Source organism: Effusibacillus lacus (assembly GCF_002335525.1).
Classification (GTDB): domain Bacteria; phylum Bacillota; class Bacilli; order Tumebacillales; family Effusibacillaceae; genus Effusibacillus; species Effusibacillus lacus.
In genome coordinates, this window is the sequence record NZ_BDUF01000004.1 from 46,614 (window position 1) to 67,021 (window position 20,408).

A 20,408-nucleotide genomic window follows, 5' to 3' on the forward strand; every position below is an offset into this window, starting at 1 on the left:
ATCCGATGGAAAAAGAGTTACTAAGAGAGGCTTATCATCGAATTCTTGAAGGTATAAAAATTACAGCTGCCAGCACAAAGGGTAAATTTCCCCACTACGCCGACGGACAAACGGGAGAATGGACCTGCTCCCCGTCAGGCGATTGGACGGGGGGCTACTGGAATGGAATGCTTTGGTTAGCTGCAGCCTCAACGAAAGATTCCCAATACCTCAATTGGGCTCGTGAGTGGACCGCATTGTTGGAACAGCGAATTGAGTCAAAAACGGTTTTCCGAGGGTTCCTATTCTATTATGGTGCTATCCTTGGAAGCATTTTGGCCGGTGATCAAATGGCGAAAGACATTGCGATTCGTGCGGCCAAATCGGTCGCTTCGCAATATAACTCGAATGCAGGGTTAATCCCCCTTGGAGATGAGGCGGAAGAAGCGAGCAGTGTAGGGCCAACGGAGACGAATATTGATGGCGTAATCTCATCGCCGCTGCTCTTCTGGGCTTCCAAGGAAATAGGCGAGACTTCGCTGGTTGACATCGGGATCAATCATGCATTAAAGCACATCGAATTGTGTATTCGGGAAGACGGATCGGTTTGTCAATCTGCTACTTTTGATCCATCAGGAAACCTGATTCGCCGTTATACCCATAAAGGGTATAGTGACAACAGTACATGGGGTCGTGCGCAGGCTTGGGCGATGATGCATTTTACTCTGTCATATATGTGGGCACCCCACGAACAAAAATTATTGGATGCGGCCATTCAAGTATCGGATTGGTGGGTTCGTCATCTTCCGGATAATGGCGTAGCTTTCTGGGATTTCGATGACCCTGGAAAACCCCATACGAACCGGGATACGTCCGCTACGGCGATTGGTGCTTCGGCGTTGTTAAAGTTAAGCTGCCTTGTTCAGGATGAAAAGCGGGGTAAGGTATATCAAGAAACAGCAGTTAAGTCTATTACTCGATTAGTTTCAGACTATTTAACTCCTACGAGTGAGCAGGACAGAAGACGACCGGGCATGTTGCTGGGAGGGTGTTTTAACAAAAAATTGGGTGTTGCAACCGAAAGTGAACTGATTTGGGGGGACTATTATTTATTCGAGAGTTTAGGTGGTTTGCTCGGATATTTTAAGCCAAACATGTTCTGAGCGGGAAACCCAATAAATAACGATGATCCAAGGCCATTATTGTTGATATTGAATTGAAAGGAGTAAATCACTTATGTTGTTAGAATTCACCAAGGAACAAGAAATGCTAAGAAACGTTGTAAGAGAATACGCGGAGGAAAAGATTTCTCCGGAAATCGATAAGTATGTCCATAGCGGTAAATTTCCAACGGAAATGATTCTAGGACTTGCTGAATTGGGGGTTTTTGGAATTCCTTATCCCGAGGAGTACGGCGGAATGGGGGAAGGAATGGTTTCGTTTGCACTGGCCTTGGAAGAATTATCCCGGATAGATGCATCTATTTCTGCCATTGTTATGGCTCATAGTTCACCGTCTACACTGATCAATCTTTTTGGTACTGAAGAGCAAAAACAGAAGTGGTTGGTTCCCATGGCTACCGGTAAGTTCCTCGGTTCTATAGGATTAACCGAAGCAAATGGCGGATCTGACGCAGCAGCTATGAATACAAGAGCAACCAAAGTGGATAACGGGTGGATCATAAACGGAAGTAAACTGTTTATTACGAATTCCGGCAACGAGCTTAACGGAGTAGCCGTAATTGCTGCCGTAAGCGGTACAAAAGATGGGAAAAATGAAACATCAAGTTTTATTATTCCGAGAAATACGCCGGGTTACAGCGTTGGGCCTAAAATTCATACGATCGGTTGGCAGGCTGCGGACAGCCGTGAACTTACTTTTGAAGATGTGTTTATTCCAGATGATTGTATTTTGGGAGAGCGCGGAGCCGGTGTTAAACAACTCCTTACTTCCATTACCTATGGCAGAATCAGTATAGCGGCTTGTGCACTGGGGGTTGCTCAAGGTGCCTTTGAATCAGCTTTAGAGTACGCCAAAATTAGAGAAGCGTTTGGCAAGCCAATTTCGAAATATCAGGGAATTTCATTTAAATTGGCGGATATGGCGACCCAAATTGATGCGGCGAGGCTAATGGTATATAGGGCTGCGAAACTTGCGGATTTAAAGAAAGATTTTCGCAAAGAAGCTTCAATGGCTAAGCTGTTTGCTACAGAGACAGCAATGTCAGTTGTTCAACAGGCAATTCAGATTCATGGCGGTATCGGACTATCAAAAGAACATAGGGTATCAAAAATGTTGGGTGATGCGAAGCTCTTGGAAATTGTCGAGGGTACTTCGGAGATTCAAAGACTGTTTATTGCCCGGTTATTGGGATGTTAAACGAGGAGTCTTTCAATGCAAGGAACACTAATACAAAAATGCTTATTTCGAAGCATTCCAATAGAGGGCAGCAATAAAGGAGTGAACAAATTGTCATCTATTCATTTACCTGTACGGATCGAATTTGGTTTGGACAGCAGCATAACCATAGGTAGTGAATTTCGTTCACTAAAGTGTAGCAAGGTGATGGTTGTGTCGGACAAAGGGGTAATCAACGCCGGATTGTTGGACAAGATTCTGAAAAGCTTGGCCGATGCGAAGGTGGAATCTGTGCTATACGACAATGTCGTACCGGACCCCGATGTAAAATGTGTGGAACAAGCCAGGGATTTTTATATTTCAGAAAGGTGTGACGGTATTTTAGCCGTGGGGGGCGGAAGTTCGATCGATACGGCGAAAGCAGCCGGCGCCCTCATTACCAATTCCGAGCCAATCGTCAGTATGGGGGGGATGGGGAAAGTAAAAAATCCTCTCCCGCCATTAATTGCCATACCTACTACTTGTGGAACAGGATCAGAAGTAACGAATGTAACAGTGGTCACCGACGAATACCATTTTAAAGTTCCAATAATATCTCCCTATTTAATTCCAAAAGTAGCGGTACTCGATCCAAATTTGCTCACGAGCTTGCCCCCGTCCCTGGTTGCAGCTACCGGGATGGATGCTTTGACACATGCAATCGAAGCGCTTACGAATAAACTTGAAAATTGGTACGCAGACATGTGTGCGATTAAAGCCATTGAGATGATCGGCAAGGCGATTAGACCTGCCGCTGCTGGCGGCAATGTTAAAGCCCTAAGTGAAATGCTGTATGCAAGTACACTTGCCGGGATTTCTTTTACGTTGTCCCGTTTGGGATTGGTACACGCGATGTCCCATCCCATCAGCGGTTTTGCGGGTGTTCCGCATGGAGTTGCGAACGCAATTTTACTGCCTTATGTAATGAGTTTTAACCTTGTCGGAAATCCTGAAGGCTATGCTCTTGTTGCTAAAGCGTTAGGAATTGTCGGGCGCAGTGGAGTGCTTGAAACTGCAAAGGCTGGTGTCGAAGAAGTAATCGGCTTGAACCATCAGCTTGGTATTCCGAAATCGTTCAAGGATGTTGGTGTGAAGGAAAATCTTTTTCCGCAGATGATCACAGATACGTTCAAGAGCGGAAATGTAGCCATTAACCCAAGACGGGTATCGGAAAAGGATGTTGAAATAATTTATCAAGCTTCTTTTGCCGGGGATTCCCCGCTTCTATTTATTGAGTGAAAGGGGATCAGCAATGGATAAAGTCTGTTCTATGAAAGAAGCAATCAGTCGATATGTTCACGATGGAAATCTCATCTATATTGGCGGTTGGCAGGGAAGTGTTCCCTACGCGGCAGCCCATGAGATTATCAGGCAAGAAAAGAAAAATATGAAACTTATTGCGGGGGCAAGCTGCGAAGTTGGCGATCATCTGGTCGCTGCCGGTTGTATCAATGAGGTTTATATCAGTTGGATCGGCAATGATGCAACGAAGGGAAGCCATGCAATTCGCAGGGCATGGCAGGAAGGAATTCCGCAAAAGCTTACGATCCACGACTTTAACAATATGGGGATAGTGGGGATGTTGCTGGGCGGTTATTATAACCTTCCGTTTGTTCCACTCATGGGAATGGTCGGTTCGGATATGATTGAGCACAATTCGATCATTCGCTTTACGTATGATCCTTTTTCTCCTGATGAAAATATTGAAGTGCCTGTTGTGCCGTCCATACAACCCGATGTTGCAATCCTGCATGTGCAGCGAGCCGATGGAAACGGAAATTCGCATCGGTGGGGAGCGCTTTCGTTGGATCAACTGGCCGGCATGGCTGCTAAGAAAGTGATTATTACTTGTGAAGAACTGGTTACTTCCGATTTGATTCGCAATGATCCGAACAGAACGATGATTCCCGGGATGAAAGTAGCGGCCGTTGTACATGAACCATGGGGAGCCCATCCGTCTCATATGCCGGGTTTTTATGAAGCCGATTGGGATTATCGACTTAACGTTTCCGGAGAAGCATCAAAAAAATTTGATTCGCACGAGGCCTTTTTGACAGAGTGGGTTTATGAATTAGAAGATCGGAAAGCCTATCTTGAACATTATGTAAAACTTTTCGGCTACGAAAGACTTGAAAAATTACGGCTTAAAGAGCCGATTCTCAGTGCATCCGTAAATTATGGCTGGAGGTGAGTGTTATGATTACAAAAAGCATGCATGCTTTTTCGTTAAATGAATTGATGTGTGTTACGGCTTCACGGGAACTTAAAAACGGTGAAATCGTGTTTGCCGGATATGGTTTACCGTTGGTCGCTACTTATCTTGCCCAATGCACCCACGCGCCGCAACTCGTCTTTATTACTGAGACCGGGAACGTCAGGCTAACTCCGCCGTCCTCCTTGCCCCGATCTGTCGACGACATTGCCTTAAGCGCCTATTCCGACATGGCTACAGGTCTTCCTGAAGTGACCGCGATGTTGGTTCGCGGAGAAATTGATGTGGGATTTTTAGGAGGAGCCCAAGTCGACCGGTTCGGTAATTTAAATTCGACCTGTATCGGACCGTATACCAACCCAAAAGCTAGATTAATGGGAAGCGGTGGCGCCAATGACATCGCTACGTTTGCGAAACGAACGATTTTGATTTTAAACCAGGATAGACCTGAACGTTTTGTGGAGCGTGTCGACTATATGACATCGCCAGGTTATTTATCCGGCGCGGGCGAGAGAGAAAAAGCAGGATTTATGGAAAATACCGGACCCTCTTGTGTGGTAACAAACAAAGGGGTTTATCGATTCGATAAACATACAAAGGAAATGTATTTGGCATCGTATCACCCGGGAGTCAGCATCAAGGAAATCAAAGAGTTGGTTTCGTGGGATTTGAAGATCGCTGATGATGTTCATGAAACTCCTAGTCCGACAGAGGAAGAATTGCATTTATTGCGTGAAAAAATCGATCCTAACAGATTTTACATTTAATATGGAATGGTTCAGGGGGAACAATATGAACATTTTGGTTTTGCTTAAAGAAACTTTTGATACTGCGGAAAAAATAGTGATTCATAACGGGAAAATCACTGTGGATGATGTGAAATTTATCATCAATCCTTATGATGAATATGCGGTGGAAGAGGCAATCAAGCTGAAAGAAACCCATGGAGGAGAAGTGACGGTCATTACAGTCGGTCCTGCACGTGCCGAGAACGCATTGCGTACAGCTCTTGCAATGGGGGCGGATAAAGCGATTCTCGTTGACGACGAGTCGTTGTTTGGCGATGAATATACGATTTCCATGGTACTGGCTGCCGTTGCGAAAAAAGAGAAATACGACATGATTCTGGCAGGGTATATGGCGGTTGATGATGGAGCAGCTCAGGTTGGACCTCGTTTGGCGGAACTGTTGGATATTCCGCACATATCGACGATTACTAAGTTGGAGGTAGAGGAAGACAGAGTGATAGTTGAAAAAGACGTTGAAGGGAATACGGAGATTATTGAAGCTTCACTGCCTATATTATTGACAGCACAGCAGGGATTAAACGAACCGCGTTATCCGTCTCTTCCAGGAATTATGAAAGCCAAGAAGAAGCCCTTGATCCGTTTGACAGCGGCCGATCTAAATGTAAGACCTGAAGAAATGACAGCGAAAACCGAAGTGCTGGATCAATATTTGCCGGCTCAAAAAAAAGCCAGAAAGATTCTAACTGGCGAGTTGATCAGTCAGGTAAGAGAATTGGTTGAACTGCTTCGCAATGAAACAAAGGTAGTTTAATCAAAAAGTAATAGAGGTGGCATGGATGAGCAAAAATGTATTGGTTTTAGCGGAAGTCCGCAGTGGAAATTTGCGAAATGTCTCTTTGGAAGCGTTAAGCGCAGCGAAGCAAGTAGCTAATGGCGGGAAAGTGATTGCAGCACTGTTTGGCAGTGATATGGATTCCTTTGTTACTCCTTTGGCTCATTATGGAGCGGATCAAATCTACCTGATTCGCAATAAACAGTTGGATATCTATACGACAGATGCCTATACTCAAGCATTTACACAGGTTATCCAAGAAGTGAAACCTGATGCAATTTTTCTTGGACATACCGCAATAGGCAAAGATCTTGCTCCGAGAGTCGCTGCCAGACTTCAATTGGGGTTAATTTCCGACTGCACCGGCTTGGAAGTGAATGGGGATGAGGTGATTTTTACTCGTCCTATTTATGCGGGGAAGGCATTCCAGAAAAAGAAAATATCGGCGGGGACTATTTTCGCCACAATTCGTCCCAATAACATTCCGATCGGTGATCCCAACCCAAACGGTATCGCCAGTACGGTATCTTTTGAAGCAGAGATTAAAGATATTCGTACAGTCGTAAAGGAAGTGGTTCGTAAAGCATCTGAAAGCATCGATTTGAGCGAAGCTAAAATTATTGTTTCCGGAGGCCGGGGAGTAAAAAGCGCGGACGGTTTCAAGTCATTATACGAGTTGGCTGAAGTTCTCGGGGCTGCGGTAGGGGCTTCCCGCGGAGCATGCGATGCCGGATATTGCGATTACTCCTTGCAAATCGGTCAAACAGGCAAGGTGGTTACACCGGATTTGTATATCGCCTGTGGAATTTCCGGGGCCATTCAACATTTGGCAGGGATGTCCAACTCAAAAATTATCGTGGCCATCAACAAGGATCCCGAAGCTCCGATTTTTCAAGTCGCCGACTTTGGAATTGTAGGTGATCTGTTTGAAGTAGTACCTCTATTGACGGAACAATTCAAGAAAGTTTTGGTGGAAGCATAGAATTTCTCGCCTTCATGGCGAGGGATCCTGGTATGAGTGGTCTGCGATAGAGTAGAGCCAAAGTGGAGAACGGGATAAGGAGGGGCATGAACGTGACAGTACAAACGACAGTGAACACATACTTCAATTACATCAACGGGGAATGGACACCGTCCTCAACGGGTAATGTTGATGCAAGCGTTAATCCGGCGAATAAAAATGAAATCGTGGGATATGTTCAAAGATCGAGTAAAGAGGATTTGGATAAGGCAGTGGCTGCCGCAAAAAAAGCACAAGTACAGTGGCGAAAGCTGTCCGGTCCCGCAAGAGGGGAATATCTGTATAAGATAGCCAATGCAATGGAAAAGCGAATTGATGAAATTGCCGAGACAATGACAAGAGAAATGGGAAAAACTTTGCCGGAAGCGAAGGGAGAAACGGCAAGAGGCATTGCGATTCTCCGTTATTATGCAGGTGAAGGGATGCGCAAGATTGGGGAGGTAATTCCTTCTTCCGACAGTGAAGCATTGATGTTTACAACCCGAGTGCCTCTTGGTGTGGTGGGTGTGATTACACCGTGGAACTTCCCTGTGGCGATTCCAATTTGGAAAATGGCACCCGCTCTTGTCTACGGAAATACCGTGGTTCTTAAACCTGCACAGGAAACAGCCGTAACTGCCGCTAAAATCATAGAATGTATGGATGAAGCAGGATTGCCTGCAGGTGTTGTAAACATGGTTACAGGTAGCGGCTCAGTAATAGGGCAGGGAATCATCGATCACCCGGACGTCAATGGCATCACATTTACAGGTTCTAACCAGGTAGGGAAAATGGTCGGTCAGGGGGCTCTTGCCCGCGGAGCGAAATATCAGCTTGAAATGGGCGGTAAAAACCCAGTCATCGTACTCGAAGATGCTGACCTTGAATTGGCAGTCGATGCGACAATCAGCGGCGGACTCCGTTCCACCGGCCAAAAATGCACCTGCACCAGCCGTGTGTTTGTACAAAGGGGAGTATATGATCAATTCAAAGAAAAGTTGTTGGCTAAAATCAAGCAATTAAAAATTGGAAACGGACTCGACGGCGACACCTGGATGGGGCCTTGTGCCAGTGAAAGCCAACTCAATACGGTTCTCTACTATATTGAAAAAGGGATTGAAGAGGGAGCCACTCTTCTCTACGGCGGCGGACGGCCTGAAGGAGGTGAGTTTCAGAACGGTTTCTATGTTCAACCTACCGTATTTGAAAATGTTTCGCCGAAAATGACGATTGCTCAAGAAGAGATCTTTGGTCCCGTTCTTGCGTTGATGAAAGTCGACACAGTCGAGGAAGCGATTGCCTTGGCCAACGACGTTCAATTTGGGCTAAGTGCCTCGATCTTCACCAAAGACATCAGCAGCATGCTGTCTTTCATCAATGAAATCGAAGCCGGACTTGTTCGTATAAACGCAGAGAGTGCCGGCGTGGAACTGCAGGCTCCGTTTGGCGGCATGAAGCAATCCAGCTCCCATTCCCGCGAACAGGGTCAGGCAGCAATTGAATTCTTTACTTCGATTAAAACGGTGTTTGTAAAGGCATAGTTAGACTATGTCAAAAATGTGAAAACAGGAGGTCAGGGTATGTCTAAAAACCAACAAAGAAGAGCATTAGTTGCAAGTCTCATTGGAAACTCGATTGAATGGTTCGACTATTTCCTGTATGGTACGGCAGCATCTCTTGTGTTTGGGAAGCTTTTTTTCCCCAAATCCGACCCAACGGTTGGTCTGCTACTGTCGTATTTAACGTTTGCAATCCCGTTCTTCATTCGCCCGCTTGGAGGAATCATTTTTAGTCATATCGGGGATAAGATTGGACGGAAGAAAACGCTGGTACTTACTCTGATGCTGATGGGCGGATCGACTGTTTTGATCGGCCTGTTGCCAACGTATGAATCTTGGGGACTGGCAGCACCTGTTCTCTTAATTACTTTGCGTGTGATTCAAGGACTTGGAATTGGCGGTGAGTGGGGGGGCGCCTTGCTCCTTGCCGTTGAGAACTCTGACAAGAAAAAACGTGGATTATTTGGTTCTGTTCCACAAATGGGAGTCCCCATTGGAATGCTCATGGGAACGGCTGCGATGTCCATTATGACAGCGGTTACAGATGATAAAGAGTTTCTTTCATGGGGATGGCGGGTGCCGTTTGTTCTTAGCATGATCCTGGTTGTCATCGGACTTTGGATTCGTGGAGGAATTGATGAAAGCCCTGTATTTGAAGAAACCAAGCAAAAAGGGGAAATTTCCAAACTTCCGATTGCCGATACCTTTAAGTATCACTGGAAAGAAGTGTTGTTGGCAACTGGTATGAAAGTGGTAGAAACTGCACCTTTTTATATCTTAACTACCTTTGTAATCACTTATGCCACAGGCAATCTGAAACTTGACAAAACAGGTGTTTTAAACGCAGTTACGATCGCAAGTTTGGTTACAACCATATTGATTCCGCTTATGGGACGTTGGGCAGATAAGCACGGCAGAAAGCCGATGTATATATGGGGGACACTCTTCATGCTTCTCTTTGTCTTCCCATACTTTTGGCTCTTAAACCTGGGGACGATTTTTTCTGTTACAGTTGCAACTATCATCGGTCTTGGAGTTATCTGGGCTCCGATAACTGCCGTTTTGGGAACCTTGTATTCAGAAATCTTTTCGACAAACGTCCGTTACACAGGCGTGACTGTCGGTTACCAGTTGGGAGCAGCCCTCGCTGGCGGTACAGCGCCTCTTATAGCAACTTATCTGTTGAAACAATATAATACGTGGGTAGCTGTTGCAATCTATCTTGCCATCACTTGTTTGATTTCGCTGTTCTCCATTCTCCTTGTAAAGGAAACCAAGCATGTGGAATTAACCAATGTGGGCAAAAATTTAGGGGTATAAACAAAACAACAAGAAAGAGGCTGCGATTGCGCGCCTCTTTTCTTATCAACAAATGGGGTGTTTCAACGTGTTATTGTTATCCGAGAAAGAGATTCGCAACCTATATTCTATGAAAGAGTGTATCGGAGATATTGAACAGGCATTTCGCTATTATACGGAAGGAAAAACAGTGACCCCCGTAAGAACCGCTCTTACAGAAAAAAAGTTGGAGGCGGCCACACTATATATGCCATCCTATGTGGAGGCCGCCAAGCACATGGGAATCAAAATCGTAAGTGTGGTTCCACACAACAGGGAGATGGGGAAACCTACAGTGCAAGGCGTTACGCTTCTGACGGACGCAGCAACAGGCGAACATGTAGCCATGCTAAACGCTACTTATTTGACTGTCCTTCGAACGGGAGCATCCAGTGGAGTTGCAACCAAGTATTTGGCAAGGACTGATTCGAAAATTTGTGCCGTATTGGGGTGTGGAGCCCAGGCATTCGGACAAGTCCAAGCGGTAATGGAAGTGCGGGAGCTAAAACAGCTTCTATTATACAACCGAAATAGAGCCAAGGCAGAAGACCTTAAGAAGAGGATTCTGGAACTGTACCCGGATTGGCGGGGGGATATCGTTATTTGCGATCAGCCCGATAAAGCAGTTCAAGCTTCGGATATCGTAATTTGTTCCACCAGAGCCACCAGTCCCATTTTTGATGGTGATTCCCTAAGCCCTGGAACCCATATAAACGCAATTGGTTCTTTTTTGCCTCACATGCAGGAAATCGACCTGACAACGCTTCGAAGAAGCTCAAAGATTGTGGCTGACACATTGGAGGGTGTCCTTCATGAGGCAGGCGATTTTTTGATTCCAATGGAAAAAGGGGAGTGGAGCCACGACGAAATCTATGCAGAACTGGGTGAAATCGTAACAGGAAGGAAGAGCGGCCGACAAACAGATAAGGAAATTACACTGTTTAAATCTGTTGGGGTCGCCTTCCTGGATCTGGTCGTGGCAAAAGCGGTCTATGACAAGGCTAGAGAATTTGGTGCCGGAACAGTGGTTGAATTTTAATGAGTGGTTAGAAGCGGTAGAAGCTCCCCAATACTTTGTAAGTTTGCTTATCCTGGTTATTATCAAAGGCTACCAAGAAAGGCTTCTCTCCTTTTGTTTGAAGCATCTTTGATACGATGCCGGTTCCGAGAGAACTACAGAACAGCAAATCGCAGCCCTGTAAGTGTAAGGCGTGGCACATCGCGTTTAGGTTCTGGTCAAAATATGTGTTACCCGATTCAAGGCCGAACCATTTTTTCCAATGAGACACGGTTTGATCCAGATCATGGACAGCGTAAGCGATATGTGACATTCGTAAGTCTCCGACGGGATGTGCCGCGATCATTTTTCTTGTGATTAAATCCGATTCTCTTTCCTGGTCACTTTGGTTCCATTGAATCAGAAATGGAAGCTCCGGACCGGCAAAGTCCGTATCCAGAAACAGAAGTTGCCACTCGATTACGGTATCGTCTTGTCTCTTACGGTTACCTTTGAAGGGACCCGAAACAGTCAGTCCAAGTTCCTGCAGGCTGAAAGCGGCCTGGTTTATGTTGTCGGTCCGTAAAGCGATTTGCCCAAAACCTTCCCGATTGGGCAGATCCTTCAGCAGTTGACCGATTAGCTTGTAATCAACGGAAGCCTTTTCAGCAAAGGTACGGTTCTCGATCCCCAGAAACTCTATGTAACTTAGCCCAAAATAACACAGACTGTTGTAGGTACCCCAACTCTCATGGCGCCCGCCCTCCACTGCATGGAAACCGTATCCCTGCATAGTACGGACCGCTTCCAGCGGATGGCAGTTAATGAAATGTACCAAATGGTCAAACTTCAGATTCATTTCATTCTTCCTCCTTGTTTGAGGAATTTAAGTTAACCGGACAAGCGTCCCAAAGGCACCGGCGGCATCCACAATTGACAAGTGAAAAGAGCCGGGGTGCCACACGAAATGATCGAATGGCACATTCTCATTTTCTTGTTTCTTTATTCCAAAACGCATAAAAGCCCCTTCGAATTCAACATCAGGTCCAATGCGAATCCTTCAAAATTGTCGACGCGGTATCCTTGCTTCTCTATGTCTTCGCGTATATAATCCTTTAAAATTTCTGCCAGTTGGGTCCACTCCATCCCGGGTACGTAGTTGGCACGTGCCAGATCGTCGATAGCCGCCACTGTTTCCCTTGTGCGCTTAAACGCGATGGAAGCGGGTTCCGTCATTCCGAAATGGGAGTGATAAATTCGCTTGGGATTCAATGTTTCCAGTTTTGCAAGCGATTCAAATGTTGCCGCCCGGTCGAACTCCGAGGGGGATGTGGATGGATAGATCGGTTCAAAATCGTATCCGGTAAACTGTTTTACGTAGCGAATCCCAACCGTATCACCGGTGAAAATCCCTTCTGAAACGGGATCGTAAATTGAAAAATGATGACGGGCGTGACCGGGAGTGTCATAGAAGGTCAGGATGCGTCCGCCGCCCAAATCGAGTGTGTCACCTTCATCCCGGATCAGGACACGGTCTTCCGGAACCGGCAGGATCTGACCGAAAGCTTGCTCCAATGCATCTCCGTAAACGGCACGGGCCCCCGAAATCAGCCGGCTGGGATCAATCAGATGTTTTGCGCCACGGGGGTGTACCACAACTGTTGCATTGGGGAAATGGGGAAGAATGTAGCCAACGCCACCGGAATGATCCAGGTGAATGTGCGTAACGATAATGTATTCCACCTGTTCGGGACGAATGCCCAACCGTTTAAGGCCGGAGAGTATGTGGGGGGCACCATAAGAAGAACCTGTCTCGACGATTGCAATCTTCTCTGCATTCACTACATAACAGCCGGTTCGACCCTGTACACCTAGTTCCATTAAATCAATGATCGTGATACCGTGGCCAAGCGGATGCAAAATTGGTTCGACATTACCCATTTCATCATCTCCTTTTGTAGAGTATTCTACGGTATATATGTGTAAGATTTCAGAAATACATGCCCGGTTCAAACAAAAAATGGCAGTACAACCAACAAAGAATTATTCGACGTGAAGTCCGGAACCCCTTTTGTTTTCCTGCACTTTAAATGCTCCTTCCGTTCTGTGCAGGATCCAGATGCCGGCCGCCGATCCGATGCCAATCAGAGAAAATACTACAAAAGGCATCTGGGTGTGGCCGGTCGCAAATGCCTGATCCACGATCCATCCGCCTCCCGTGCTGCCAATTGTTCCGCCAACGGCAACAGTCAGTGAGGAAAAGCCAAAGTAGGATGCCAGAAGCTCTTTCTCCGCAATTTCGGCAATCCAGGATTGGGATGTAGGCGTGATGAACATGGAAGAGAAAGCGATTCCCGCTACGGGCAAAACCACGGTAATCAGCGTCAAACTGAATATGGCCGGCACAAAGGAAAGACCAAGAATCAACATTCCAATGGCCATAAACGGAAGTGGCTGGATGTGATACCGTTCCGCCAGACGGACGACGGGTTGTTGAAAACAGATGACCAGGACGGACATGGCGGCAAAAAGATACCCTGCGATGTCTTGCCCAATCTGTTGTTGGGCAAGCACGGGGATCACGATGTACAACAATTGGTACAGCATGTAAAAGCCCATGATTAACAGGTTCAGCCAGACAAAAGTGTGGTTTTCCGCGATGTGTTTAATGTCGGCCAGCACGTTCGGATGATCCCGCTGCACAACGGCGATTGCCGGAAGCAGGACCCACACCAGGAAGCCAAAGAATATGAAGATCGCAGCGGAGATATAACAAATCCAGCTGAAGATGTCGTAAGCGGAAAGCCAGGCTCCAGCCAGGGGGCCAAGGGTCATGCCGGCGTTCCCCAGGATATTGCGCCAGGCAAAGACCTGATCCCGATTTTCCGGTGTGGAGAGCTCGGTGGTGGCGGCTTGCCAGGCCGGGGAGAACAGGGCACCTCCCAGTCCCGCAAGCAAACCTGCGATCACCAGTGCGGGCAGGGATTCCACAAACCCGAACATCGCGAATCCGACAGAGCGAACGACTGAACCAACAAGAATCGTTTCTTTGTAGCCCATCCGGTCGGCAATGATTCCTCCCAACAACATCAGACCCTGCTGGGCAAACAGCCTTACGGCGTACAGGATCCCTGATACCGCGAGGGACAGTCCGAGGTCTTGGGTAAAATGAACCGCCAAAAGCGGGATCAGCATAAAAAAACCAAAGTTTGTCAAAAACGCGCTAATCTGGAGGCACCAAAGACCGGCAGACCAGCCGGGCGTTGAAAGTCTCATAAAATTCCACCGTCCTGTGCCTACTATTCTAGCAGATTTCCCCCAAAAATCATGCCGAATCGGATATAATTATCCCGTACCATAGAGAAAGCGGGTGGAAAGGTTGGTCAGTTTCGACTGGCTGAAGCGGCATGCAAAGGATTTTGACCTTGTACTGCTTCTTGTTTTGATTGCCATATCAATCATCAGTTTTCTGGGGGTTTATTCTTCAACCGTTACGCGCGCCGGCCTCGAGACCTACTACCAAAAACAGATTATTTGGCAGATGCTGGGCTTCTCCGTTTTTTTCGGCTTGGTATTGACCGATTACCGGACCTTCACCAATACAAGAATCCTTACGATCGGCTATGGTATAACCATGGTGCTGCTGGTTGTCGTCTTGTTCATGCCCGAGATCAACGGGCAAAGAAGCTGGATTCCGCTGCCGGGCTTTCAACTGCAGCCGTCCGAGTTGGGAAAACTGTTTGCCATCATGGGGATGGCGGCCTATTTGGCCAAGATCAAGGAAAAAGAAGAAGAGTTTACGCTGCATCACTTCATACGTGTAGCCGCCATCTGGGGGGGGCCTTTGTTCCTGATCATGCTTGAGCCAGACCTTGGGCAAGGACTTGTGATGGTTGGGTTGTTCTGCGCGATTATGTTTGTGGTGCTGAATCGCAAGCCATTGTTGATATTCGGCAGTTTGGCCGGTTTGTTAGTCACGTTGTACTTTGTCGCTATTTATGCGTTTCCCCAATACTATTTGAAGTTTGTTGAAATGCTTCCGTTAAAGCCTTACCAGAAAGCCCGGTTTGTTGTGGTGATTGACCCGGCCCTGGCCAAGGACTGGGGATATCAGGTCCAACAGGCGATTATTGCCATCGGGAACGGTGGGCTGCCCGGCAAAGGGCTGCTGCAGGGGTCCCAGACACAAGGGGCATTTGTCCCCGAGCAGCAAACGGACATGATCTTTTCGGCGATCGGGGAAGACTTTGGATTCATCGGAACCTCGATTTTGATCATTCTGTTTTTCATTATGCTGCAGAGAATGGTAAAGATAGCGACCACTACCTCCGACCCGTTCGGAACCTATTTTATTGCGGGTGCCATCGGGATGTTCGGGTTTCAGATATTTGAGAACATCGGAATGAATCTGGCGGTGATGCCTGCCGCAGGGATCACGCTTCCCTTTGTTTCTTACGGAGGCACGTCGCTGCTGACCAACTTCATTATCATGGGAATTGTCCAATCGATTGCGATCCGAAGGCGAAAGTTGAGGTTTTAACTTTATGTTTTGTGCAGATTTTTTGTTCGCGGAAAGGTGGCAGTGACAGATGATTGTGCAACCGGCAGATCGGCTCCGGCGGCTGCCCGAGCAATTTTTCTCGGCGCTGGTTCGAAAAGCCAATGCGTATATAGCAGAAGGGTATGACGTGATCAATTTGGGGCAGGGAAATCCCGACCTGCCGACCCCCTCTCACATTGTGGAGTCCATGCGGGAAGCGGTGCTTGACCCTGTGACCCACCGGTATTCTCCTTTTTCCGGGCTGCCGGAATTGAAGGAGGCGATTGCCGACTGGTACAAGAGGGAGTTTGATGTGGATCTTGATCCCGCTTCCGAAGTCGCCATTCTTTTCGGGGGAAAAGTCGGACTGGTGGAGATCAGCCAGTGCTTGCTCAACAAAGGGGATGTGTGCCTGGTACCGGATCCCGGCTATCCTGATTATTGGTCGGGAGTGGCCATGAGCGGCGGGGAGATGGTGATGATGCCGCTTCTGCGGGAGAACCGCTTTTTGCCGGACTACTCAATCATTCCGGAAAATGTGCTGCGGCGCGCGAAGCTGATGTTCCTGAATTACCCGAACAACCCAACGGCTGCGACTGCGAATGAGCAATTTTTCCGGGACACGGTGGACTTTGCCGCACGGCACGGGATTGTGGTCGCCCATGATTTTGCGTATGGCGCAATCGGTTTTGACGGTGAGAAGCCGGTTTCATTCTTGCAGATCCCGGGAGCGAAAGAGGTGGGCGTTGAGTTTTACACCATGTCAAAGACTTACAACATGGCCGGTTGGCGGGTCGGCTTTGCACTGGGGAACCGTGATGTAATCTCTTTGATCAATCTGGTCCAGGACCATTTTTACGTAAGTCTGTTTGCGGCCATTCAACGGGCTTCCATTACGGCACTGCGCTCCTCGCAGGACTGCGTGCGGGAATTGGTGGCCGTTTATGAAAGCCGAAGGGATGTGCTCGTAGACGGCTTGCGGGATTTGGGATGGGATTGCCCCGCTCCGAAAGGCTCTTTCTTCACCTGGGTTCCGATCCCCAATGGTATGGGATCGGTGGAGTTTGCCGACTATGTGCTGGACAAGGCCCATGTGGTGATGGCGCCCGGGATCGGCTTTGGAAAAAGCGGCGAGGGCTATGTGCGAGTCGGGTTATTGGCACCGGAGGACCGGCTGCGGGAAGCGGTCGAGCGGCTGGGGCGGATTGGGCTGTAGTTGTCTCTCAAAAAATTGTCAAAAAAATTATTGACACCTCCTCCTGCCTATCGTATTATTTCTCTAAGTTTACAAATTTTCCAATTGCATAATTAGTTAGACTCTTATCCAGAGCAGGCTGAGGGACTGGCCCGATGACGCCCGGCAACCGGATTCGCAAAAGTGCGGGGTTCCAATGGAACCCGTATCACCGAGAAAGAAACATCTTCCCTTCATGCGGATCAATGGTGCTAACTCCTGCAGAATGTTGCAATTCTGAGAGATGAGAGGCGAGGGATTGATTTGATATACGCCTCTTTTCTTCGGAAAAGGGGCGTTTTTGATTTTGCTTGGCGGTGTTGGTGAAAGGGGTAAACACATGGGGGATTTGAACCAGCAAGATTACGTAGTAGCAACCTATCTCGTACACGGAAGTGGAGATTTTCATAAAAAAGCACAGGGCATTGCAGTAGGTCTGACAGTCGGCTCCTGGACGGATCTGCCTGCCGAGCGCCAGGAACAGATGAAGAAACACCTGGGGCATGTGGTGGCGGTTGAAGAACTGGGCAGAGATGAGGAACGCAATGGGAAAGCGCTGTTAAAGATTGCATATCCAACGTTGAACTTTACGCCGGATATTCCGGCTCTTCTGACATCTGTTTTTGGCAAACTGTCCATGGACGGTGCCATCAAGCTGGTGGATCTTGACTTGCCGGACTCCTACACGAAGCGCTTTCCCGGGCCCAAATTCGGAATCGACGGGGTCAGACAAAGCCTGGGGGTCTATGACCGGCCGCTGTTGATGTCCATCTTCAAATCCTGCATCGGATACGACAGCGAGACGCTGGCGGAGCTGTTCTACCAGCAGGCACTTGGCGGCGTGGATCTGGTAAAGGACGATGAGATATTCTTTGACGATACGTATGCGCCGTTTGAGAAGCGAATTGAGGCCTGTATCAAGGCAGCCGGGCGGGCGGAGACAGAAACGGGCAAAAAAGTGCTTTATGCGGCCAACTTGGCAGGACCTGTAACAGAGATTGTCGAGAAAGCCAAGCGTGCGGTACGGGCCGGGGCCAATGCGTTGCTGCTCAACGTCCTGGCATACGGTTATGATGTGCTGCACCGACTGGCAGCAGACCCGGAAATCAACATTCCGATCATGGCACACCCGGCACTGGCAGGAGCGATTTATCCGTCACCGCAATACGGGATCAGTGCCCCCATCATTCTTGGAAAAATCATGCGGGTGGCAGGCGCGGACCTGGTTCTGTATCCGTCTGCATACGGGTCGGTGGCACTTGAGAGAGAAGAGACTCTGGCGATTGCAGCGGAGTTGCGGAAGGAATCGGGCTTGCTCAAGAGGGTTTTCCCCGTGCCTTCGGCAGGCATTCATCCGGGACTGGTACCCCGTCTTTATGAAGACTTGGGGAACGACCAGGTGATCAATGCGGGCGGCGGGATTCACGGGCATCCGGGTGGTTCCGCAGCCGGAGGCAGAGCGTTTGCTGCGGCGATTGACGCGGTTGTGAAGGGGGAAGGCCTGCAGGAAGCTGCGGCAAAGAGTCCGGAACTGGCCAAAGCACTTGAATTATGGGGAGGGAAATGAGTTTGGCAAACGACAGCAAGTCGATCGTAATCTTTTGTGACTTTGACGGGACGATTACCGAACGGGACATGATCATCTCCCTTATGGAGCGTTTCGGACCGGATGGCTGGGAAGCGATCAAGGATGACATACTGTCCCAACGCATTTCGGTTCAGGAAGGTGTCGGAAAGCTCTTTTCCCTAATACCGTCTGTCAGGCGAGAAGAACTTGTCCAATATGCCAAAGATACTGTGAAAATCCGGAACGGGTTTGCCGAGTTTGTTGCCTATTGCAAGGCCAACGGTATTCCGTTTCTGGTGACAAGCGGCGGCATCGACTTTTTTGTCGAACCGATCCTGACTCCTTATACACAAGTTGAGAGAATCTACTGCAACGGGTCCGATTTTTCGGGCGAGACCATCCAGGTTTTGTGGCCTCACGACTGTGATGATCAGTGCGACGGGGGATGCGGGTTGTGCAAACCTTCCATTCTTAGGGATTACCCGGCGGATCAATATACCAGAGTTGTCATTGGGGACAGCATTACCGATTTGAAAGCGGCACGACTGGCCGACATCGTGATTGCCCGCTCTCTGTTGCTGGAGAAGTGCAGGGCCGAGGGGCTGACGCATGAGCCGTTTCAAGATTTTTATGATGTGTTGGAAAGCATTGAACGATTGCAAAAGCAATCAAAGAGCACAAGCCGCGACAAGGCACCGGATGTGCCGGGTCGCGCTATGGAGGAGGTGTCCGTATGAGCCTGTACACTTTTTATCAGGAAGACCGGATTCGCATTGCCAAAGAGTTAAAGGAGATTGCCGACAACTTTACGCAAAAAGGTTGGCTGCCAGCCACGGCCGGGAATCTGTCCATCAAGCTGAGCAGCGATCCGTTGGTCTTTGGCGTAACCGCCAGCGGCAAGGACAAGGAACAGCTGCAGCTGGAAGACATTCTGGCGGTTGATAAAGATTGCAAGCCGATTGAACCGACCAGGCTGCGCCCGTCTGCGGAGACTATCATTCACTCCCGGATTTATCAGGAGACGGATGCAGGCTCGGTGCTTCATGTGCACACTGTTTACAACAACTTGCTGTCAGAGATTTACTTTGCCGAGGGCAGGGTCACGCTCTCCCACATGGAACTGATCAAGGGCCTGGATATCTGGGAAGAAGGCGCAACAATTGAGATTCCTGTCATTGAAAACTATGCGGACATTCCCAAACTGGCGGACGAAATCGGGCGACGGCTTGATCCACGGGTACCGGGTGTACTGATCCGTAAACACGGAATTTATGCTTGGGGCAAAACACCCTTTGAAGCGAAACGCCATGTGGAAGCCCTGGAGTTTATGTTCCACTATCAATTTATGTGGCTGTCGATTGCCAGGAGCGGCTTAGTTCCGCAGCAGGCGCCTTTTATTGCTGCAGCAGTTTAATTCGGTAATCCGTTAGAATGACTTACTAGTTGAAACCCCTTGGAGGAGGAGACAATAAATGGCACAGATCCGATTTCATGAAACCAATGAGAGAATCAGTGATGCCGGGGAAGTGGCGAAATACCTGGAAAAACAGGGAGTGATCTACGAGCGCTGGGACATTTCCAGACTGCAAGGAAACTTGAAAGAAGAGTATGCGTTAACCGATGAACAGAAGCAGCAGATTATTGACTTGTTTAAATCGGAAATTGACGCTCTCTCTGAAAAGAGGGGATACAAGACGTCCGACATCGTGGTGCTGTCCGACAAGACTCCCAACCTGGAACAGCTGCTTGATATGTTCAGGAAAGAGCACCACCACAGCGAGGACGAAGTCCGCTTCATCGTGGACGGCCACGGCATCTTCGCCATCAAAGGACCGAAAGACGGCGTTTACTTCGATGTGGAACTGGAAGCGGGCGACCTGATCTCCGTTCCCAACGGCACCCGCCACTGGTTTACATTGATGGAAGACCGGAAGGTTAAGGCAATCCGGATCTTCACCTCGACTGAGGGGTGGGCTGCCATTTACGACCAGCCGGGGTATTGAG

Annotated in this window: 19 protein-coding genes and 1 riboswitch; of the genes, 16 read left to right on the top strand and 3 right to left on the bottom strand. The window is 48.3% G+C overall.

Annotation, left to right across the window (positions count from 1 at the left end):
- Positions 1 to 5 precede the first annotated feature (5 nt).
- The 10 genes from EFBL_RS00955 (at position 6) to EFBL_RS01000 (ending at position 11,105) form a co-directional block, all read left to right on the top strand.
- Positions 6 to 1,142 carry a glycoside hydrolase family 88 protein gene (locus EFBL_RS00955; RefSeq protein ID WP_096180272.1) on the top strand — a complete coding sequence of 379 codons (1,137 nt, stop codon included), beginning with the start codon at positions 6 to 8 and terminating at the stop codon, positions 1,140 to 1,142.
- Positions 1,143 to 1,215: 73 nt separating this feature from the next.
- Positions 1,216 to 2,358 (top strand): acyl-CoA dehydrogenase family protein, encoded by a 1,143-nt coding sequence (locus EFBL_RS00960; RefSeq protein WP_096180273.1) that lies wholly within the window; start codon positions 1,216 to 1,218, stop codon positions 2,356 to 2,358.
- 15 nt (positions 2,359 to 2,373) lie between these two features.
- Positions 2,374 to 3,615 carry an iron-containing alcohol dehydrogenase gene (locus EFBL_RS00965; protein WP_096180274.1) on the top strand — a complete coding sequence of 414 codons (1,242 nt, stop codon included), beginning with the start codon at positions 2,374 to 2,376 and terminating at the stop codon, positions 3,613 to 3,615.
- Between the two features lie 13 nt (positions 3,616 to 3,628).
- Positions 3,629 to 4,567, top strand: a complete 939-nt coding sequence (locus tag EFBL_RS00970) for a CoA transferase subunit A (RefSeq protein ID WP_096180275.1) — start codon at positions 3,629 to 3,631, stop codon at positions 4,565 to 4,567.
- Positions 4,568 to 4,572: 5 nt separating this feature from the next.
- Positions 4,573 to 5,355, top strand: a complete 783-nt coding sequence (locus EFBL_RS00975) for a CoA-transferase subunit beta (protein WP_096180276.1) — start codon at positions 4,573 to 4,575, stop codon at positions 5,353 to 5,355.
- 25 nt (positions 5,356 to 5,380) lie between these two features.
- On the top strand, positions 5,381 to 6,148 hold the full coding sequence (locus tag EFBL_RS00980) for an electron transfer flavoprotein subunit beta/FixA family protein (RefSeq protein WP_096180277.1): 768 nt from the start codon (positions 5,381 to 5,383) through the stop codon (positions 6,146 to 6,148).
- Between the two features lie 25 nt (positions 6,149 to 6,173).
- The gene (locus tag EFBL_RS00985; RefSeq protein WP_096180278.1) at positions 6,174 to 7,151 is read left to right on the top strand and encodes an electron transfer flavoprotein subunit alpha/FixB family protein; all 978 of its coding nucleotides are present in this window, start codon (positions 6,174 to 6,176) and stop codon (positions 7,149 to 7,151) included.
- A gap of 86 nt (positions 7,152 to 7,237) precedes the next feature.
- Entirely contained in the window at positions 7,238 to 8,710 is a 1,473-nt protein-coding gene (gene gucD, locus EFBL_RS00990) for an alpha-ketoglutaric semialdehyde dehydrogenase GucD (RefSeq protein ID WP_096180279.1), read from the top strand.
- Between the two features lie 39 nt (positions 8,711 to 8,749).
- Positions 8,750 to 10,048, top strand: a complete 1,299-nt coding sequence (locus EFBL_RS00995) for an MFS transporter (protein WP_096180280.1) — start codon at positions 8,750 to 8,752, stop codon at positions 10,046 to 10,048.
- Between the two features lie 67 nt (positions 10,049 to 10,115).
- Positions 10,116 to 11,105 carry an ornithine cyclodeaminase family protein gene (locus tag EFBL_RS01000; RefSeq protein ID WP_096180281.1) on the top strand — a complete coding sequence of 330 codons (990 nt, stop codon included), beginning with the start codon at positions 10,116 to 10,118 and terminating at the stop codon, positions 11,103 to 11,105.
- Between the two features lie 7 nt (positions 11,106 to 11,112).
- On the opposite strand, the gene EFBL_RS01005 is transcribed toward EFBL_RS01000, so the two are convergent.
- The 3 genes from EFBL_RS01005 to EFBL_RS01015 form a co-directional block, all read right to left on the bottom strand.
- The gene (locus tag EFBL_RS01005) at positions 11,113 to 11,922 is read right to left on the bottom strand and encodes a VOC family protein (RefSeq protein WP_096180282.1); all 810 of its coding nucleotides are present in this window, start codon (positions 11,920 to 11,922) and stop codon (positions 11,113 to 11,115) included.
- A 143-nt stretch (positions 11,923 to 12,065) separates the two neighbouring features.
- Entirely contained in the window at positions 12,066 to 13,004 is a 939-nt protein-coding gene (locus tag EFBL_RS01010) for an MBL fold metallo-hydrolase (protein ID WP_096180283.1), read from the bottom strand.
- Positions 13,005 to 13,106: 102 nt separating this feature from the next.
- Positions 13,107 to 14,339 (bottom strand): MFS transporter, encoded by a 1,233-nt coding sequence (locus tag EFBL_RS01015; RefSeq protein ID WP_096180284.1) that lies wholly within the window; start codon positions 14,337 to 14,339, stop codon positions 13,107 to 13,109.
- Positions 14,340 to 14,433: 94 nt separating this feature from the next.
- Between EFBL_RS01015 and EFBL_RS01020 the strand changes: the two genes are divergently transcribed.
- From EFBL_RS01020 to EFBL_RS01045, 6 genes are all read left to right on the top strand, one after another.
- Entirely contained in the window at positions 14,434 to 15,603 is a 1,170-nt protein-coding gene (locus EFBL_RS01020; protein WP_096180285.1) for an FtsW/RodA/SpoVE family cell cycle protein, read from the top strand.
- 49 nt (positions 15,604 to 15,652) lie between these two features.
- On the top strand, positions 15,653 to 16,819 hold the full coding sequence (locus tag EFBL_RS01025) for a pyridoxal phosphate-dependent aminotransferase (protein WP_096180286.1): 1,167 nt from the start codon (positions 15,653 to 15,655) through the stop codon (positions 16,817 to 16,819).
- A 101-nt stretch (positions 16,820 to 16,920) separates the two neighbouring features.
- A riboswitch (SAM riboswitch) is annotated at positions 16,921 to 17,088 on the top strand.
- A gap of 89 nt (positions 17,089 to 17,177) precedes the next feature.
- Positions 17,178 to 18,404: a 2,3-diketo-5-methylthiopentyl-1-phosphate enolase gene (locus EFBL_RS01030; protein ID WP_096180287.1), complete on the top strand. Its 1,227-nt coding sequence runs from the start codon at positions 17,178 to 17,180 to the stop codon at positions 18,402 to 18,404.
- Positions 18,405 to 18,472: 68 nt separating this feature from the next.
- On the top strand, positions 18,473 to 19,141 hold the full coding sequence (locus tag EFBL_RS01035) for an MtnX-like HAD-IB family phosphatase (protein WP_424955036.1): 669 nt from the start codon (positions 18,473 to 18,475) through the stop codon (positions 19,139 to 19,141).
- Positions 19,138 to 19,818, top strand: coding sequence for a methylthioribulose 1-phosphate dehydratase (locus EFBL_RS01040; protein WP_096180289.1), 681 nt, complete (start codon positions 19,138 to 19,140; stop codon positions 19,816 to 19,818). Before EFBL_RS01035 ends, EFBL_RS01040 begins: the two co-directional genes overlap by 4 nt.
- Positions 19,819 to 19,876: 58 nt before the next feature.
- The gene (locus tag EFBL_RS01045; RefSeq protein ID WP_096180290.1) at positions 19,877 to 20,407 is read left to right on the top strand and encodes a 1,2-dihydroxy-3-keto-5-methylthiopentene dioxygenase; all 531 of its coding nucleotides are present in this window, start codon (positions 19,877 to 19,879) and stop codon (positions 20,405 to 20,407) included.
- Position 20,408 lies beyond the last annotated feature (1 nt).

Excerpts from the sequence above, each read along its gene's own strand:
- EFBL_RS01025 (WP_096180286.1), top strand. The coding sequence starts at position 15,653 with ATGATTGTGCAACCGGCAGATCGGCTCCGGCGGCTGCCCGAGCAATTT.
- EFBL_RS01045 (WP_096180290.1), top strand. The coding sequence starts at position 19,877 with ATGGCACAGATCCGATTTCATGAAACCAATGAGAGAATCAGTGATGCC.
- EFBL_RS01030 (WP_096180287.1), top strand. The coding sequence starts at position 17,178 with ATGGGGGATTTGAACCAGCAAGATTACGTAGTAGCAACCTATCTCGTA.
- gucD (WP_096180279.1), top strand. The coding sequence starts at position 7,238 with ATGAACGTGACAGTACAAACGACAGTGAACACATACTTCAATTACATC.
- EFBL_RS01010 (WP_096180283.1), bottom strand. The coding sequence starts at position 13,004 with ATGGGTAATGTCGAACCAATTTTGCATCCGCTTGGCCACGGTATCACG.
- EFBL_RS00985 (WP_096180278.1), top strand. The coding sequence starts at position 6,174 with ATGAGCAAAAATGTATTGGTTTTAGCGGAAGTCCGCAGTGGAAATTTG.
- EFBL_RS00980 (WP_096180277.1), top strand. The coding sequence starts at position 5,381 with ATGAACATTTTGGTTTTGCTTAAAGAAACTTTTGATACTGCGGAAAAA.
- EFBL_RS01005 (WP_096180282.1), bottom strand. The coding sequence starts at position 11,922 with ATGAATCTGAAGTTTGACCATTTGGTACATTTCATTAACTGCCATCCG.
- EFBL_RS01040 (WP_096180289.1), top strand. The coding sequence starts at position 19,138 with ATGAGCCTGTACACTTTTTATCAGGAAGACCGGATTCGCATTGCCAAA.
- EFBL_RS01015 (WP_096180284.1), bottom strand. The coding sequence starts at position 14,339 with ATGAGACTTTCAACGCCCGGCTGGTCTGCCGGTCTTTGGTGCCTCCAG.
- EFBL_RS00970 (WP_096180275.1), top strand. The coding sequence starts at position 3,629 with ATGGATAAAGTCTGTTCTATGAAAGAAGCAATCAGTCGATATGTTCAC.
- EFBL_RS00995 (WP_096180280.1), top strand. The coding sequence starts at position 8,750 with ATGTCTAAAAACCAACAAAGAAGAGCATTAGTTGCAAGTCTCATTGGA.
- EFBL_RS00965 (WP_096180274.1), top strand. The coding sequence starts at position 2,374 with ATGCAAGGAACACTAATACAAAAATGCTTATTTCGAAGCATTCCAATA.
- EFBL_RS00960 (WP_096180273.1), top strand. The coding sequence starts at position 1,216 with ATGTTGTTAGAATTCACCAAGGAACAAGAAATGCTAAGAAACGTTGTA.
- EFBL_RS00955 (WP_096180272.1), top strand. The coding sequence starts at position 6 with ATGGAAAAAGAGTTACTAAGAGAGGCTTATCATCGAATTCTTGAAGGT.
- EFBL_RS00975 (WP_096180276.1), top strand. The coding sequence starts at position 4,573 with ATGATTACAAAAAGCATGCATGCTTTTTCGTTAAATGAATTGATGTGT.
- EFBL_RS01035 (WP_424955036.1), top strand. The coding sequence starts at position 18,473 with ATGATCATCTCCCTTATGGAGCGTTTCGGACCGGATGGCTGGGAAGCG.